Genomic DNA, 16,423 nt, shown 5'->3' with positions numbered 1-16,423 from the left:
GCAGAGGCGGCCACCCGAGTCAGCGTGCGGTGGGCCGCTTGCCGTGGTTAGCCTTCTTCTTCTTGCGTGCCTTGCCCTTGCGTGCGCGCTTGGCCATACGCTCGCCTCCGATGATCGGGTGCTACGGCATTGATCCCCCACCGTCTCTCGCCTGCGCCGACCAGGCAAGCGACGCCACCCGACCTAACATTCCCCGAACTTATCCGTGTCATAATTTGGTGGAATCTGTTGGAAGGAGCGGGCGTGCTCGCACAGCAGCGTCAGCAGGCGATCCTCGAACGCGTACGCAGCAACGGCGGTGTCCGGGTGGCCGACCTCGTCCGCGAGCTCGGCGTCTCCGACATGACCATTCGCCGCGACCTCGAGGTGCTGGCCGAGCGGGGCCTGCTGGAAAAGGTGCATGGTGGCGCGACCGCCCTCGGCCCGGGATCGACCGAGGAGCCGGGCTTCACCGCGAAGTCCGCGCGCCAGCAGCAGGAGAAGCAGGCCATCGCGCGCCGCGCGGCGCAACTGGTGCGCCCCGGCACCGCCGTGGCGCTGTCCGCGGGCACCACGACCTGGGCGCTGGCGCATCACCTGATCGGCGTGCCCGAGCTCACCGTGATCACCAACTCCATCCCCGTGGCCGACGTCTTCCACCGCAATCCGCGCGCCGACCGCACAGTGGTGCTGACCGGGGGGGTACGCACGCCGTCGGACGCCTTAGTGGGTCCGGTGGCCGTGGCCGCGATCCGCCGCCTGCACGTGGACACACTCTTCCTCGGCGTCCACGGGATGAGCGTGCGGGCCGGGTTCACCACGCCCAACCTGCTCGAGTCCGAGACCGACAGGGAGCTGGTGGCGGCCGCCACCCGCCTGGTCGTCCCGGCCGACCACACCAAGTGGAACACGGTGGGCATCAGCACCATCGCCGAGCTGACCGAGGCCGACGTGGTCATCAGCGACGCGGGGCTGCCGGAGGAAGCACGTACGCACCTGGCCGAAGCGGCCGGTGAACTGATCATCGCGGAGGGCTCGCTTTGAAGCGCACCATCACCCACCTGGCCGACGGCCGAGAGCTGATCTACTTCGACCGGCGGGACGACGCCGACAGGAGCGCGATCGACCGGCGGACGCTCGACCCCCGGCCGGTGGCTTCCGAGCTGCGCTACGACCCGCTGACCGAGGAGTGGATCGCGATCGCGGGGCACCGGCAGACGCGGACGCACCAGCCGACCGGCACAGCGGCCGAGTGCCCGCTGTGCCCCTCGTCGGAGACGCGGTCGACGGAGATCCCGGCGTACGACTACGACGTGGTGGTGTTCGAGAACCGCTTCCCCTCTTTTTCCGGGAATTTCGGGACTTATGAGCAAGTAGGCGGGCTGAGTGAGGTCCGTCCGGCCGCGGGCCGCTGTGAGGTGGTCTGCTTCACTTCGGAGCACGACTCGTCCTTCTCTCAGCTGTCCGACGCCCAGGTCGAGTTGGTCATGGAAGCATGGGCCGACCGCACGGCCGAACTGTCCGCCGTCGAGGGCGTGGAGCAGGTCTTCTGCTTCGAGAACCGAGGCTCGGAGATCGGCATCACGCTCGCGCACCCGCACGGCCAGATCTACGCCTACCCGTACGTCACCCCGCGGACCAAGCTGCAACTGGGCGCCGCCTCTCGCTACAAGGGGCACCTGTTCGCCGACGTCCTGGCCGCAGAGCGGGCCGCCGGCACGCGGGTGGTGGCGGCCAACGAGTTGTGGACGGCTTTCGTGCCCGCCGCCGCTCGCTGGCCGTTCGAGGTGCACATCTATCCGCACCGGCAGGTGCCCGACCTGGCGGCGCTGACAGAGGCGGAGCGGGCCGCGTTCGCGCCGCTCTACACGTCGGTGCTGCGGGCCTTCGACGGGCTGTTCGGCGTCACGATGCCCTACATCGCGGCCTGGCACCAGGCACCGGTACGACGGGACCGTGAGCTGGCGTACCTGCACCTTGAACTGTTCAGCATCAGGCGTGCACCGGAGAAGCTGAAGTACCTGGCGGGGTCGGAGTCGGCGATGGGGGCCTTCGTCAACGACGTGCTACCGGAGGAGGCCGCACGCATGCTTCGATCACGAGTAGATCACTAATAGATTTCTACTTAAGGTCGCATGACCCGTGATCTACCACTAATATCCCGATAAGCACCGGCCGTAACGGCCGTTGCCCGCCTAATCCCGGGCGTGTTGCCCGGGAGCCGGGGACCCACCGCACTTGGGGTGAATCCACTTCGGTGGTAGGGGCCTCCCATGCCCGAACCCGTCAGCTAACCCGGCCGGCAGAGGGAGAGGAACATCTACGTGGCGGCTTCGTCCCCCGCGAGTCTTGCCATCGGCCTCATCACCGCCGCCGCCGTCGCCTTCTTCCCGGCGACCGCGGCGTCGGCGGCCCCCAAACCGACGGAGTCCGAGCTCCGCGCCCAGCTCAAGAAGCTCAACAGCAAGATCGATAAGCTCATCGAGCAGTACAACCTCAAGCGCGTCGAGCTGGCCAAGGCCCAGCAGGCCGCCAAGACGGCAGATGAGCGCCTGGCCACGGCGGAGCAGACGCTGACCGCGGCCCAGCAGCGGGTCGCCGAGATCGCCAGGCTCCGCTACCAGAACGGCAACCCCCCGGTGCCGGGATTCATGATGCCCGCGAACGGCGGCAGCGCTGCCGTGCTCAACCAGCTGACCGCCGAGCAGCAGGCGTTCGTGCTGGGCGTGGCCAAGGCCCGCGACGACAAGGAGAAGGCCGCCGAGGAGGCCGCCGCGCTGGCGGCCGAGATCCGCAAGGACGCGGCCGAGGTGGACGAGCAGCGCGACGAGGCCGAGGACGTCATCGAGGACATCAAGAACAAGCTCGAGGACCTCGTGCCGTTCGGCACCGGCCGCAACTCCGACGGCAGCTGGGCCCCCGAACTTCCCACCGGAGCCGACAACATCACCCCCCGGACCCAGCTCATGCGCGAGCAGGTGCGGAAGAACTTCTCGCTGCCGTACACGGTGGGTTGCTTCCGCTCAGGCTCAGGCGGCGAGCACCCGCTCGGACGCGCCTGCGACTTCATGATGAGCACCGGAGGCTCGATGCCGACGGCCGCGAACCTCGCACTCGGCGACCGGATCGCGGAGTGGGCGATCAAGAACACGGACAAGCTCGGGATCAAGTACGTGATCTGGAAGCAGCGCATCAACCATGGCTCCGGCTGGAGCACGATGGGGAACCGCGGCAGCATCACCGAGAACCACTTCGACCACGTGCACATCTCCATGCACTAGAAGTGCCGCAGGGTCAGGGTTGTGCGCCCGCGGCAACGGCAGCGCGGACAGCGACTTGCACAGCCGGGCAGGCCGGCCCGCCTGACGAGGGCGGGATGGTTCCGCGATCCCGCCCTCAAGACGGAGGCGGAGACCTGCCCCCTGACGCCCTCATCCGCAACGTAAGGGACGAAGCAGTGCGCGAAGCCGTCTACCGGCTGCTCCAAAGCACACACCGGGCCGAAGGTAAGGTCAGGGCTCGTGATTGACTCCCGTACCCCGCCACCCCTCACCGGTGATGAGCTGACGGTGCTCAACAACTGGCTCGAATGGCACCGCGCCACCCTCGCCGTCAAATGCGCGGGCCTGTCGGACGAGCAGCTGCGCCTGCGTTCCGCCGCGCCTTCGACCCTGTCCCTCCTCGGCCTGGTCAGGCATATGGCGCACGTCGAACGCGCCTGGTTCCGCCGCGTGCTGAACGGCGAGGACGTCCCCAAGCTGTGGGACAAGGACCGCGACAACGACGCCGACTTCAACGACGTCGACACCGCCTCGGCCGAGGAGGCGTTCGCCACGTGGCAGGACGAGATCGAGCGCGCCCGCGCCATCTCCGCCGCCAAGCCGCTGGACGCCGTCGGCGACCGCAACGGCCAGGACTGCACGCACCGCTGGATCCTCGTCCACATGATCGAGGAGTACGCCCGCCACAACGGTCACGCCGATCTTCTACGCGAGCGTATCGACGGCATTACCGGAGAGTAACGGTCCCAGCCTTGTCTCGGCCGTCAGCCTGCCTGACGGAAGACGATCGCGGTGCCGAGCGCCTCGCGGGCGGACACGAAGATCTCGCCCGCGGCGCTCTCGCGGACCGGTACCCCGGCCTCGCCCAGGAACCGCTCGGTGGCCGCGATGTCCCGCACCGCCACCGCGTACGCCGCGAACCCGGGCAGCGCCCCCGCGCCCTCGCCCGGCAACAGCCCGTCCAGCCCGGATGCGCCGACCAGCGTGACGCGAGCCGGGCCATCGCCGAGCGTGAACGTCCGCACGACCCCGACCCGCGACGCCGGACGCCCCACATAACTCTCATAACGCCGCTCGGCTTCGTCCAGCTCGTCGTCGGCCACGCACAACACGGATTCGACCAGTTCGACCGCGCCATTGGGATGGCCGGCCGCGGCATGCGCGGAGGCGTTCTCCGCCAGCCCGACCCGCCCCTCCGGCACGAGCCCCGGCCCGGCGCCGTCGATCTCCAGCCACCGCACGGGCTCCATCCGCAGCCCGTCCGCCGTCTCGACCGGCCGCTGGGCCGCCTGGACCCCGCCGTGCCCGACGCCGCTCGCCGTCAGTCGCGCGGCGGCGCCATCGATGCCGGGCGAGTCGAACATCAGGATGTGCACGCCCTCGAAGCGCCGAAGGCAGGCCTCCAGGTTCGCCGCCGTGCCGCGGACGGCCTCCTGGAGCGCGGGCAGCCGCTCCACGGGCGCCCGCAGCGGGATCAGCCGCGCGTCTTCGGGAACCCGCCCCGCCCCGGCGACGGTGACCAGCTCGACGAAGGTGCCCGTGAAGTACGCGTGCGTGTTGCCCACCCCGACCGGCTCGGGCGGCTCGCCCACCACCGGGTACGCGGGCCCCGGCAGCACGAATCCCATCCGCCGGTACCGCTCGAGTGCCTGCTCCAGGTCATGGACGACATGCCCCACGTGGTGCAGCCCGCCGATGTCATGTCCCATTTCCGCCTCCGTATGCCGCGTCATGGAAGTCACGTGAGAGCCCTTCGAAGATCTCGATCACCCGCTCCGCCGCCGGCGCGCAGTCCGGCAGCCGCTCCGGCTCGAACGTCCTGCGCAGCGTGTCGGCCAAGGCATCGGCCTTCTCCTCCAGGCCGAGCGTGACCTCGGCCGGCAGCAGGGGCTCGATCGCGAAGAACCCGAACACGATCGTCGGCAGCGGATAGTCCAGGTCCTCGGGCCGCAGACCGTCCCGCAGCAACCCGTGCCGGGCGAGCACACCCAGGTATTCGCGCGAGGCGAGCAGCTTGGCGCCCTCGAGCGGTTTCCTGGCCGGGCTGGCGAGGAACTTGTCGAGCGTCTCGGCGTCCCTGGTGAAGATCGCCCGCAGTACCGGCCGCCGCATCGCCTCCAGGAAGAACCGGCGCATGTACCGGTGCAGCGCGATCTCGGCAGGATCCGAGCGCATGCCCGCGACGACCGCGTCCAGCATGGCGACCGCCTCCCTTGCGCCGACCGCGAAGAACAACTGCTCGCGGGTACGCCAGTGCAGGTAGATCGTGCCCTTGCCGACTCCGGCACGCTTGGCGATCTCGTCGATCGTCACCCGCCGGTACCCCCAGCGCAGCAGCAGCTCCTTCGCCGCGTCGAGGATCCGGTCAGCCCGCTCCCAATGATCGGCACGCACAAAGGCCTCCTCGTGACTGTTGACCGGTGACCAATCTAGCATTCTGGTCACGAGCGAGACTACGGAGAAGGCCCACGATGCGCGCCGTAACGGCGGCCCGCCGGTGAAGGGGGTCAGAGGCCGTGTTCCTGGAGGGCCCTGCTCATGGTCGCGCTCGCACGGGGCTCCGTTGGTCACGCAAGCTGCCGCTCTCGCCCCAGGCTCGCCGCACTGTCAGCCGAAGTGGGGCGGGTGGCGGCCCACTTCGGCGACGCCGTAACAGATCTAAGGGTTGGGCTGGGTCAGTCTTCCGTGCGGAAGAGCGCCCACACAGCCTTGCCGCCGCGAGCCAGGGGGTCCCAGCCCCAGCACTGGCTGTACGTTTCGACGATGTAAAGGCCGCGCCCGTTCTCGGAGATGAAATCGGGCTCCTTGGGGCGCGGCACCTCGTCGCTGGGATCGGCCACCGCCAGCAGCACGTGCGGGGCGACCCGCATGAGCAGCAACTCGATCTCCCGCCGCCCGGCTGCGCGCATTGCGTACCTGACCGCGTTCGTCACCAATTCCGACACCACGAGCGCGGCGTCGTCGCTCAGGTCGTGGAGTCCCCAGTCCTGCAGTGTGGAGCGGGTCACGTCTCGGGCGGTCTTCACCGAGTCGGCCTGAAAGGGCAACGGGCACGCGGTCGAGTAAGGCTTGCCGCCGCCCATGAGCAGGTGGTCGAAGCCAACCTCGCGGGTGATCTGGAGGCAATCGGCAGTGGCCAGAGGGTCCTCCACCATGCCGCCGATACCTCCCCGTTCAGCCTTGGTTAGTGCATGTTTGGCCCAATATGCACTAAGCCATCATGGGTCACGGCCGCTGCGTCTGCAAGACCCAAATGCACGTGCAGGTGCAATGTGCAGTAGCAAGCGGCGTTTTCTGGGCATAGATCCCGGAATCGGACACCAGGTTGAGACCTTGTCATTCAAGCCGATGTGGTGTCACTGTGTGTGCGGACCTTGATAGGAGGCAAAGTGACGCAGAACCAGCCGGGTTCCGGGCCGACGGCGCTGCGCATCCTCCTGGGCTCCCAGCTGCGCAAGCTCAGGGAAGCGAAGAACGTCACTCGTGAGGAGGCGGGCCACCTCATCCGTGGCTCCGAATCCAAGATCAGCCGCATGGAGCTGGGTCGAGTGGGGTTCAAGGAACGCGACGTGGCCGACCTGCTGACTCTGTACGGGGTCGTGGATCAGCAGGCCCGCTCCGCCGTGCTCGACCTGGTCGCCACCGCCAACGAGCCGGGTTGGTGGCACCGGTTCAACGATGTCCTGCCCACGTGGTTCCAGGCGTACGTCGGCCTCGAAGAGGCGGCCGCCAGAATCAGGACCTATGAAGTCCAGTTCGTGCCGGGACTGTTGCAGACCAAAGAGTATGCAAGGGCTGTGGTGACCGCCGGGGCGGCGGGCATCGGAGCGGAGGAGATCGCCCGAAGGGTGGATCTCCGGCTGGAGCGCCAGAGGATCTTGGACAAGCCGGACGGGCCGGTCTTCTGGGCGGTGATCGACGAGGCCGCGCTACGCCGGCCGATCGGCGGAGCCGAGGTGATGAGAGCCCAGCTGGAGCACCTCATCGACCTCATGCGCCAGCCGAACATCACGATCCAGATCATGCCGTTCAGCTTCGGCGGGCACAGTGCCGAGGGCGGGGCTTTCAGCATCCTGCGATTCCCCGATCCCGACCTGCCCGACGTCGTGTACGTCGAGCAGCTCGCCAGCGCGCTCTACCTGGACAAGCGTGAGGATGTGGACCGATACACCGAGGTGATGGAACGGCTGTGCGCCGTGAGCACCACCCCTGACGAGACGATCGAGCTACTGCGGACGATCTCGGAGGAGTTCTAACGGCGGCGGGCGTCGTTGTTGGGTGTGCATCTGCCCTAGACTGGACCATCGGCGTTGGATGCCGCCGAGGCGGAGCATGCCCAACACCGCACATGTGGGCGCGGCGCGTGGGCCGTACCGATGGACGCGCCCGCGATCACTCGTAGCTTGATCAAGGAGACCATTCCGTGAAGACCGCTGTCGAGGAGCTCAGCCCCACGCGGGTCAAGCTCACTGTCGAGGTGCCGTTCGACGAGCTGCGCCCGAGCATGGATGCGGCATACAAGAAGGTCGCGCAGCAGGTGCGCGTCCCCGGGTTCCGGCCTGGCAAGGTTCCGGCCCGCATCATCGAGCAGCGCTTCGGCCGGGCGGTAGTGCTGGAGGAGACCCTCAACGACGCGGTGCCCAAGCTGTACGGCCAGGCCGTCGACGAGGTCGACGTCTTCCCCGTCAGCCAGCCCGACATCGAGGTCACGAAGATCGACGACGGTGAGCAGATCGAGTTCACCGCCGAGGTCGACATCCGGCCCAACTTCGAGGTGCCCGACTACGCGGGCATCGAGATCACGGTCGACTCCGCCGAGGTCTCCGACGAGGACGTCGACACGCAGCTCGACGCGCTGCGCCAGCGCTTTGCGACGCTGACCGGCGTTGAGCGCGCGGCCGCCAACGGCGACTTCGTCGTCATGGACCTGCGTGCCGAGATCGACGGCAAGAACATCGAGGAGCAGCAGGCCAGCGAGGTCTCCTACGAGGTCGGCGCCGGCTCTGTGCTGCAGGGCCTCGACGCCGCGCTCGAGGGCATGTCCGCCGGCGAGGACAAGAGCTTCAAGACCGAGCTGGTCGGCGGCGAGAACGCCGGCGAGGAAGCCGACGTGATCATCAGCGTCAAGTCGGTCAAGGAGAAGGTGCTGCCGGAGCTGGACGACGAGTTCGCCCAGCTGGCCAGCGAGTTCGACACGCTCGACGAGCTCAAGGCCAGCATCCGCGAGCAGGCCCGCCGCAACAAGCTCATCGACCAGGTCGTGCAGGCCCGCGAGAAGTCGCTCGACGCGCTGCTCGACCAGATCGACATCCCGCTGCCGGAGAGCGCGCTCAAGGCCGAGATCGACGCCCGCAAGCACAACCTGGACCACCAGGTGGCCGAGAGCGGCCTGAGCCGCGACGCCTTCTTCCGCCTCTACCAGACGACGGAGGAGGAGCGCCTCGCCGAGTTCGAGAAGAACTCCGCCCGCGCGCTCAAGGTCGGCTTCGTGCTCGACAAGATCGTCAAGTCCGAGGAGCTGGGCGTCTCCGAGCAGGAGCTGACCAACTTCGTGGTGCGCCGCGCCATGGAGATGGGCGTCCAGCCCAACGAGCTGGCCAAGCACCTGGCCGACAACGACCAGCTCACGCTGGCCATGGTCGAGATCGTCCGCGACAAGGCCAAGTCCGTGCTCGGTGACGCCGCCAAGGTCGTGGACACCGAGGGCAACGAGGTCGACCTCAAGGCGATCTACACCGAGATCAACGGCGAAGAGCCTGTTCAGGAAGAGGCCGAGGCCGAGGACAAGCCCGAGGCGTAAGCCTCCCGCCTTGCCGGGCTACACGAAGCCCTCGGATCGAAACGGTCCGAGGGCTTCGGCGCTTTCGCGGCCCACCCACCGCCTCCGCGGGCGGCGCTTTCCCCGGCCCCGCCGCCCTTTCGCAGCACCACCGCCTTTTCCGTGGTGTGTCCGTCTTTGCGCTGCACCGCCGCTTTTCCGCGGTGCGTTGGCCCTTCCGGCGTCGCCCCATGATCCGCTGGCGCCGTTCGCCTGGCCGTCGCCGCGACTTGCCGCAGGCGGTGCCACGGGTCGGTGTAGCATCGGCCTGTCGCCGTGCCGTCCTGTCGTCGTGCCCCGAGGATGCTGCACCGCGGATCACCGCAGAGGCGCCGCCCACCGCCGCGCTGCCAGGGCCCGTGCTGCCAGAGCACGCGCCGCGGCGCCAGGGCAACCGCTGACCGCCGGTATGGCGCTGCCGGGGGTCCCACCGCCGGCCACCGCCGCCTGCCGGTGTGGCGCTGCTGGGTGTCACCGCCACGCCGCTGATCACCGCTGCCTGCCGCTTGGGGTGCTGCCGATCGGAGTTGTGCCGGCCTGCCGCCGCTGTGCCCCCCGCTGGCGTGCTGCGGGTCGTCGTGCCCGCGCTGGCGTGCTGTGGGCCGGCGTGCTGCGGGGACGCCGCCGCTGGCAGGTGCAGAAGAGGTCTGTCCCCGACGGGTCGCTGGGGCGACGGGCGTCTCCGGGCGGCGCTGGGGGCGCTCAGACGGCCCAGGAGGAGCGCTGAGGGTGCGAGGTCGCTTTCCGGCCGCCCACCGCCTTGCGGCCCGCGAGGACGGCCTTCTGAGGGCGCGCCGGGGGGCTGCCGGCGGGCCGCGTGGCCCCGATGGCCGGGCGGAAAGCCCGAACATGCGCCGTCAGCGAACAGTACGGGGGACCGGGCATGACCTGTGTGCGGCGCGCGTTAGGGTCACAAGCAAAGCCAATCGATTACGACGCATCGGAAGGTGACGCTGTGACCAGCCCGCCGACCTTCTATCAGCCTGAGTCTCGAGGCCGTGAGAACGGCTCCGCCTTCCGGCTTGAAGACCAGCTTTACCAGCGCCTGCTCAGGGAGCGCATCATCGTGCTCGGGCAGGAGGTCAACGACGAGATCGCCAACCGCATCTGCGCCGAGCTGCTGCTCCTCGCGGCCGACGACCCTGAGCGCGACATCACGCTCTACATCAACTCGCCGGGGGGCTCGGTGAGCGCAGGCATGGCGATTTACGACATGATGGAATACGTGCCGAACGACGTATCGACGGTTGTGATGGGCATGGCGGCCTCGATGGGGCAGTTCCTGCTCACCGCCGGGGCCAGGGGCAAGCGCTTCGGCCTGCCGCACGCCCGCGTCATGATGCACCAGCCGTCCGGCGGCATCGGTGGCACCGCTGCCGACATCGCCATCCAGGCCGAGCAGATGCTCTACGTGAAGAAGACGCTGGCCGAGCGGATCGCCTTCCACACGGGGCAGTCGCTGGACCAGATCGAGGCCGATTCCGACCGCGACCGCTGGTTCACGGCCGAGGAGGCCAAGGATTACGGCTTCATCGACCACGTCGTCCGTAGCGCACGACAGGTGCCCTCACAGGGCCCGGTTTCCTAGGGGGAGCTGACATGAACATCGAGAGCCGTTACGTTCTCCCCTCCTTCGTCGAGCGCACGTCATACGGCGTGAAGGAGATGAACCCCTACAACAAGCTCTTCGAGGACCGCATCATCTTCCTCGGAGTGCAGATCGACGACGCGTCGGCCAACGACGTGATGGCCCAGCTGCTGACGCTGGAGTCGCTCGATCCCGACCGTGACATCAGCATCTACATCAACTCGCCCGGCGGCTCCTTCACGGCCATGACGGCGATCTACGACACGATGCAGTTCGTCCGGCCGGAGATCCAGACCGTCTGCCTCGGTCAGGCCGCCTCCGCGGCGGCCGTGCTGTTGTCCGGCGGCACCCCGGGCAAGCGGTTCGCGCTGCCGAACGCCCGGGTGCTGATCCACCAGCCGTCCACCGAGGGCGGCGGCCAGGGCAGCGACATCGAGATCCAGGCCAGGGAGATTCTGCGCATGCGGACTCTCCTCGAGGACATCGTGGCCCAGCACACGGGCAGGACCTCCGCCGAAGTCCGCAAGGACATCGAACGCGACAAAATTCTCAACGCGGACGAGGCGAAGGCGTATGGTCTGATCGATGACATCATCCCGTCCAGGAAGAAACGAGCTCAGGCCGTAGCTTCCTAGACGAGACGTGACGCACCGGGGCGCTGCCCAATAGGGCACGTTCCGGTGCGACTCGCCGCTAGGGGGCTCACTGAGGGCCCAGAAGACGGTAACGTCGAAACCTGAGCGGTTCGGCCAAGTCCGGAGGATGTCCGGAGACACTGCTCGCAAGAGCAGGGCGGTCCCACGCAAAGGAGTATCTGGGGTGGCACGCATCGGCGACGGGGGAGACCTGCTGAAGTGCTCTTTCTGCGGGAAGAGCCAGAAGCAAGTCAAGAAGCTCATTGCCGGTCCAGGCGTCTACATCTGCGATGAGTGCATCGATCTCTGCAACGAGATCATCGAGGAGGAGCTGTCTGAGTCCTCCGAACTCAAGTGGGACAACCTGCCCAAGCCGAGGGAGATCTACGAGTTCCTCGACGCCTACGTCATCGGTCAGGACAAGGCGAAGAAGGCGCTCTCGGTGGCGGTCTACAACCACTACAAGCGGGTGCAGTCCGGCGACCGGGGTAGAGACGACGGTCTGGAGCTGGCCAAGAGCAACATCCTGCTGCTCGGGCCGACGGGCTCGGGCAAGACGCTGCTGGCGCAGACCCTCGCGAAGATGCTCAACGTCCCCTTCGCCATCGCCGACGCCACAGCGCTCACGGAGGCGGGCTACGTCGGCGAGGACGTGGAGAACATCCTCCTCAAGCTCATCCAAGCCGCCGACTACGACGTCAAGAAGGCCGAAACCGGCATCATCTACATCGACGAGGTCGACAAGATCGCCCGCAAGAGCGAAAACCCGTCGATCACGCGTGACGTCTCAGGTGAGGGCGTTCAGCAGGCGCTGCTGAAGATACTGGAGGGCACCACTGCCTCGGTGCCTCCGCAGGGCGGCCGCAAACACCCGCACCAGGAGTTCATCCAGATCGACACGACCAACGTGCTGTTCATCTGCGGTGGCGCGTTCGCGGGTCTGGAAAAGATCATCGAGTCGCGGATCGGCAAGAAGGGCATCGGCTTCAACGCCATCATCCGGTCGAAGGAAGAGGTCGACACGGCCGACATCTTCGGCGATGTGATGCCGGAGGACTTGCTGAAGTTCGGCATGATCCCCGAGTTCGTCGGGCGCCTGCCGGTCATCACTTCGGTGCACAACCTCGACCGCGAGGCCCTTATCCAGATCCTCACCGAGCCGCGCAACGCGCTAGTCAAGCAATACCGCAAGCTGCTGGAGCTCGACGGCGTGGAGCTGGAGTTCACCGACGGCGCGCTCGAGGCCATCGCCGACCAGGCCATCCTGCGCGGCACCGGCGCCCGGGGCCTGCGCGCGATCCTGGAGGAGGTGCTCCAGTCGGTCATGTACGAGGTGCCCTCCAGGCAGGACGTCGCCCGAGTGGTCATCACCCGCGAGTCGGTGCTCGAGCACGCGATCCCGACGCTCGTACCACGCGACCAGCTGGCCGCGAAGCAGCAACGCACACCTCGCGAGAAGTCGGCCTGAGCCGCCTTCCTCGCACACCGAGCGCCCCGTGGCCCCCGCCACGCGGGCGCTTTCGGCGTATTGAGGACCCTTTTCAGCCCAGGGGCGGCGCACGTCGCCATGGGCTTTCAGCCCAGGAGCGGCGCACGTCGCCATGGGCGTTTCACGCGTGGAACGCGTTCTCGGCGTACTGAACGCACCCTCGGACGTCAGGGCGAGTTGGGCGTTTCCGACGCGTTGAACGTGCCCTCGGCGTACCGAACGCGCTGTCGGCCGCCACGCTGAGCCGGGGCGCGCACACGATCACGCCGACCGTGTCGAGCTGACTCGTCGCCGGCGCCTCTCCGACCCCGGCAGGCCCTTTGCTGCGGGCCGTACCGATCGCGGCGCGTGGGGATGTGGCGGGGCAAGGGTGTGGCGTGGTGCCGGTGTGAGCCGTGGTGGCGCTGGGAGTGAGAGGCCCTTGTGGGCGATGGGGGCCGCCGAACCCGTGAGGCTGCGATGGGCGGTGACGTGGTTTGGGGCGTGGAGCGGTTGAAAGAGGGCTGGTCGCGGCCAGGCTTCGGGGCTTGGGGCGTATTCCGCTCGCTCGCCTCCCTAGAATTGGTCACTGTGACAACGCCAGAGCTGCCTACGCAATACACACCTGCCGACGTCGAGACCCGGAGCTACGACCGCTGGGTATCCGAAGGCTACTTCGGCGCCGACCCGGGCAGCTCGCGCGAGCCGTACAGCATTGTCCTGCCCCCGCCCAACGTGACGGGCGTGCTGCACATCGGGCACGCGCTCGACCACTCCATCCAGGACGCGCTCACGCGCCGCGCCCGCATGCAGGGGCGCGAGACGCTCTGGCTGCCCGGCATGGATCACGCGGGCATCGCCACACAGAACGTCGTCGAGCGCGAGCTGGCCAAGCAGGGGCTGTCGCGGCACGACCTGGGACGCGAGGCGTTCGTCGAGCGGGTCTGGCAGTGGAAGGAGGAGTCCGGCGGCCGGATCCTCGGCCAGATGCGCAAGCTGGGCGACGGCGTCGACTGGTCACGCGAGCGCTTCACGATGGACACCGGCTTGTCGCGTGCGGTGCAGACGATCTTCAAGCGGCTGTTCGACGACGGGCTGATCTACCGTGCCGAACGCATCATCAACTGGTGCCCGCGCTGCCTCACCGCGCTGTCCGACATCGAGGTCGAGCACAGCGATGACGACGGCGAGCTGGTCTCGATCCGCTACTCCGACGAGATCGTCGTGGCCACCACGCGAGCCGAGACCATGCTCGGCGACACCGCCGTGGCCGTCCACCCCTCGGACGAGCGTTACGCCCACCTGATCGGCACGCTGGTCGAGCTGCCGCTCACCGGCCGCATGATCCCCGTGGTCGGCGACGAGCACGTCGATCCGTCCTTCGGCACCGGCGCGGTCAAGGTCACGCCGGCCCACGACCCCAACGACTTCGAGATCGGGCGGCGTCATTCCCTGCCGTCGCTGACCGTCATGGACGAGCGCGGCGTGATCACCGCGCACGGGCCGTTCCAGGGGCTCGACCGGTTCGAGGCCCGGCCGGCCGTCGTCGCCGCGCTGCGCGCGGAAGGCAGGATCGTCGCCGAGAAACGCCCCTACCTGCACTCGGTCGGCCACTGCTCGCGCTGCAAGACCGTCGTCGAGCCGCGGCTGTCGCTGCAGTGGTTCGTCAACGTCGGGCCGCTGGCCAAGGAGGCCGGTGACGCCGTTCGCGACGGGCGCACCCGCATTCACCCGCCGGAGCTGGCCAAGCGCTACTTCGACTGGGTCGACGACATGCACGATTGGTGCATCTCCCGCCAGCTGTGGTGGGGGCATCGCATTCCGGTCTGGTACGGACCTGACGGCGAGGTCGTGTGCGTGGGCCCCGACGAGGAGCCGCCCGCCGGCTACACGCAGGACTCCGACGTCCTGGACACCTGGTTCTCGTCCGCGCTGTGGCCGTTCTCGACGATGGGCTGGCCGGACGCCACGCCGGCGCTGGCCCGCTTCTACCCGACCTCCGTGCTCGTCACCGGCTACGACATCTTGTTCTTCTGGGTGGCCCGGATGATGATGTTCGGGCTGTACGCCATGGACGGCGAGCCGCCGTTCCGTGTCGTGGCGCTGCACGGAATGGTCCGCGACCAGTACGGCAAGAAGATGTCCAAGTCGTTCGGCAACGTGGTCGACCCGCTCGACTGGATCGAGCGCTTCGGCGCCGACGCCACCCGCTTCACGTTGCTGCGCGGTGCCAACCCCGGCGCCGACGTCGCGGTGAGCGAGGAGTGGGCGGCCGGCTCACGCAACTTCTGCAACAAGATCTGGAACGCCACCAGATTCGCGCTCATGAACGGCGCCGCTGTCGGGTCGCTCGACGGTGCCGACCTGACCGCGGCCGACCGGTGGATCCTGTCGCGCCTGCAGACCGTGGTCACGGCCGCGGACGCCGCCTTCGAGGACTATGAGTTCGCCAAGGCGGCCGACCTGCTCTACCACTTCGCGTGGGACGAGGTCTGCGACTGGTACCTGGAGCTGGCCAAGATCCAGCTCGGCGAGGGGCTCGAGCACACGCGGCTGGTGCTGGGCCACGTGTTCGACGCACTGTTGCGGCTGCTTCATCCGCTGGTGCCGTTCGTGACCGAGGAGCTGTGGCGGGCCGTCACGGGGGGCGAGTCGATCGTCGTGGCGCCGTGGCCGGTGGCCGACTCTCGATACTCCGACGCCGCCGCCGAGGCGGAGATCGGTGCGCTGCAGGAGCTGGTGACCGAGGTCCGCAGATTCCGATCAGACCAGGGCCTCAAGCCGGGCCAGAAGGTGGCCGCCCGGCTCGGGCTCGCCGGCACGCCGCTGGCTGATCAGGAAACGGCCACCCGCGCATTGCTGCGCCTGACGCCGCCGACGGAGTCGTTCAACGCCACAGCGCGGCTCTCGGTGGGCGACGTGACGGTGGAAATCGACACCGCCGGCGCCATCGACGTCGTGGCCGAGCGCAAGCGGCTGGAGAAGGATCTGGCCACCGCGCGCAAGGAGGCCGCACAGGTGGCCGCCAAGCTGGGCAACGTGCAGTTCATGGCCAAGGCGCCGGACGACGTGGTGGCCAAGGTCAGGAGCCGGGCCGAGCAGGCCTCCGCCGACATCGCGCGGCTGGAGACACAGCTCTCCGGGCTCGGGGTTTGAACCGTACGTACGATGGGAAGGTCCATTCGTTACCGAAGATGGACCTTCCACGCCGTTGAGGCTGCTACAGTTTTCAACGCAGGGCTGGTCGGCCCTGGCATCCCTCAGAACGAACCCCGGCTTCGGGTCGCGTCCACCACGCGGTTGGACAAGAGCCGAAAGTCAGGGTAAGTTAGCAGGGTTGCCTCGAAGACAGGCAAGTCCGGAAGCTCCCGGAACGGGCGGTTTGACAAGATTCGTCCGAGTCTGGTAGTCTAAAGGAAACGAAGTGTGAGGAGCCTCCACACTTGGATCTCGAGAGATCCTGGTGGGGATGTACGCGTCCGTTTCTTGAGAACTCAACAGTGTGTTAAAAGCCAGTGCATGTGCATCACATGTATGACCCCGTCATTATTGACGGTTTTGCTTGGATGATTCATCCGGACAGACATTGTTTGGAGAGTTTGATCCTGGCTCAGGACGAACGCTGGCGGCGTGCTTAACACATGCAAGTCGAGC

The 16,423-nt window shown here is 67.8% G+C and carries 14 protein-coding genes, 1 rRNA gene and 1 riboswitch; of the genes, 11 read left to right on the top strand and 4 right to left on the bottom strand.

Annotated features, from left to right (window positions below):
• Positions 1–19 precede the first annotated feature (19 nt).
• Positions 20–97, bottom strand: coding sequence for a 50S ribosomal protein bL37 (locus ACTWPT_RS36295; RefSeq protein WP_371825749.1), 78 nt, complete (start codon positions 95–97; stop codon positions 20–22).
• Positions 98–243: 146 nt separating this feature from the next.
• Here ACTWPT_RS36295 and ACTWPT_RS36290 point away from each other — a divergent pair, with 146 nt between their 5' ends.
• The 4 genes from ACTWPT_RS36290 to ACTWPT_RS36275 all read left to right on the top strand — a co-directional run bounded on the left by ACTWPT_RS36290 (position 244) and on the right by ACTWPT_RS36275 (position 4,001).
• Entirely contained in the window at positions 244–1,023 is a 780-nt protein-coding gene (locus ACTWPT_RS36290; protein ID WP_443182034.1) for a DeoR/GlpR family DNA-binding transcription regulator, read from the top strand.
• Positions 1,020–2,093: a galactose-1-phosphate uridylyltransferase gene (gene galT / locus ACTWPT_RS36285; protein ID WP_443182033.1), complete on the top strand. Its 1,074-nt coding sequence runs from the start codon at positions 1,020–1,022 to the stop codon at positions 2,091–2,093. The genes ACTWPT_RS36290 and galT overlap by 4 nt, the downstream gene beginning before the upstream one ends.
• Positions 2,094–2,161: 68 nt before the next feature.
• Positions 2,162–2,298: riboswitch (cyclic di-AMP (ydaO/yuaA leader) on the top strand.
• 5 nt (positions 2,299–2,303) lie between these two features.
• On the top strand, positions 2,304–3,260 hold the full coding sequence (locus ACTWPT_RS36280) for a coiled-coil domain-containing protein (RefSeq protein WP_443182032.1): 957 nt from the start codon (positions 2,304–2,306) through the stop codon (positions 3,258–3,260).
• Between the two features lie 240 nt (positions 3,261–3,500).
• Entirely contained in the window at positions 3,501–4,001 is a 501-nt protein-coding gene (locus ACTWPT_RS36275; protein ID WP_443182031.1) for a DinB family protein, read from the top strand.
• Positions 4,002–4,024: 23 nt separating this feature from the next.
• Here the strand turns inward: ACTWPT_RS36275 and ACTWPT_RS36270 are convergent, their stop codons facing one another.
• The 3 genes from ACTWPT_RS36270 to ACTWPT_RS36260 all read right to left on the bottom strand — a co-directional run bounded on the left by ACTWPT_RS36270 (position 4,025) and on the right by ACTWPT_RS36260 (position 6,415).
• Complete coding sequence (locus ACTWPT_RS36270) at positions 4,025–4,969, bottom strand: VOC family protein (protein WP_443182030.1); 945 nt, start codon at positions 4,967–4,969, stop codon at positions 4,025–4,027.
• Positions 4,959–5,654, bottom strand: a complete 696-nt coding sequence (locus ACTWPT_RS36265) for a TetR/AcrR family transcriptional regulator (RefSeq protein WP_443182029.1) — start codon at positions 5,652–5,654, stop codon at positions 4,959–4,961. Before ACTWPT_RS36265 ends, ACTWPT_RS36270 begins: the two co-directional genes overlap by 11 nt.
• A 281-nt stretch (positions 5,655–5,935) precedes the next feature.
• A complete protein-coding gene (locus ACTWPT_RS36260) occupies positions 5,936–6,415 on the bottom strand; it encodes an ATP-binding protein (RefSeq protein ID WP_443182028.1) in 480 nt (159 codons plus the stop codon).
• A 234-nt stretch (positions 6,416–6,649) separates the two neighbouring features.
• On the opposite strand from ACTWPT_RS36260, the gene ACTWPT_RS36255 reads away from it, so the two are divergent.
• The 7 genes from ACTWPT_RS36255 to ACTWPT_RS36225 form a co-directional block, all read left to right on the top strand.
• A complete protein-coding gene (locus tag ACTWPT_RS36255; RefSeq protein WP_138665869.1) occupies positions 6,650–7,516 on the top strand; it encodes a helix-turn-helix domain-containing protein in 867 nt (288 codons plus the stop codon).
• 167 nt (positions 7,517–7,683) lie between these two features.
• Entirely contained in the window at positions 7,684–9,060 is a 1,377-nt protein-coding gene (gene tig / locus ACTWPT_RS36250; RefSeq protein ID WP_443182027.1) for a trigger factor, read from the top strand.
• Positions 9,061–10,033: 973 nt separating this feature from the next.
• A complete protein-coding gene (locus ACTWPT_RS36245) occupies positions 10,034–10,666 on the top strand; it encodes a ClpP family protease (protein WP_443182183.1) in 633 nt (210 codons plus the stop codon).
• 11 nt (positions 10,667–10,677) lie between these two features.
• Positions 10,678–11,301 (top strand): ATP-dependent Clp protease proteolytic subunit, encoded by a 624-nt coding sequence (locus ACTWPT_RS36240; RefSeq protein WP_443182026.1) that lies wholly within the window; start codon positions 10,678–10,680, stop codon positions 11,299–11,301.
• Positions 11,302–11,485: 184 nt separating this feature from the next.
• Positions 11,486–12,769, top strand: coding sequence for an ATP-dependent Clp protease ATP-binding subunit ClpX (clpX, locus tag ACTWPT_RS36235; protein WP_185067261.1), 1,284 nt, complete (start codon positions 11,486–11,488; stop codon positions 12,767–12,769).
• Between the two features lie 582 nt (positions 12,770–13,351).
• Positions 13,352–15,925 (top strand): valine--tRNA ligase, encoded by a 2,574-nt coding sequence (locus ACTWPT_RS36230; RefSeq protein WP_443182025.1) that lies wholly within the window; start codon positions 13,352–13,354, stop codon positions 15,923–15,925.
• Between the two features lie 431 nt (positions 15,926–16,356).
• Positions 16,357–16,423 (top strand): 16S ribosomal RNA (locus ACTWPT_RS36225); the annotation flags it as partial.

The organism is Nonomuraea sp. 3N208 (assembly GCF_052245935.1).
In the GTDB taxonomy this organism is placed as follows: domain Bacteria; phylum Actinomycetota; class Actinomycetes; order Streptosporangiales; family Streptosporangiaceae; genus Nonomuraea.
This window is presented reverse-complemented; position numbering and strand designations above follow the sequence as displayed.

Coding starts and splice junctions, on each gene's coding strand:
- ACTWPT_RS36270 (WP_443182030.1), bottom strand. CDS start 4,969: ATGGGACATGACATCGGCGGGCTGCACCACGTGGGGCATGTCGTCCAT.
- ACTWPT_RS36260 (WP_443182028.1), bottom strand. CDS start 6,415: ATGGTGGAGGACCCTCTGGCCACTGCCGATTGCCTCCAGATCACCCGC.
- ACTWPT_RS36240 (WP_443182026.1), top strand. CDS start 10,678: ATGAACATCGAGAGCCGTTACGTTCTCCCCTCCTTCGTCGAGCGCACG.
- ACTWPT_RS36295 (WP_371825749.1), bottom strand. CDS start 97: ATGGCCAAGCGCGCACGCAAGGGCAAGGCACGCAAGAAGAAGAAGGCT.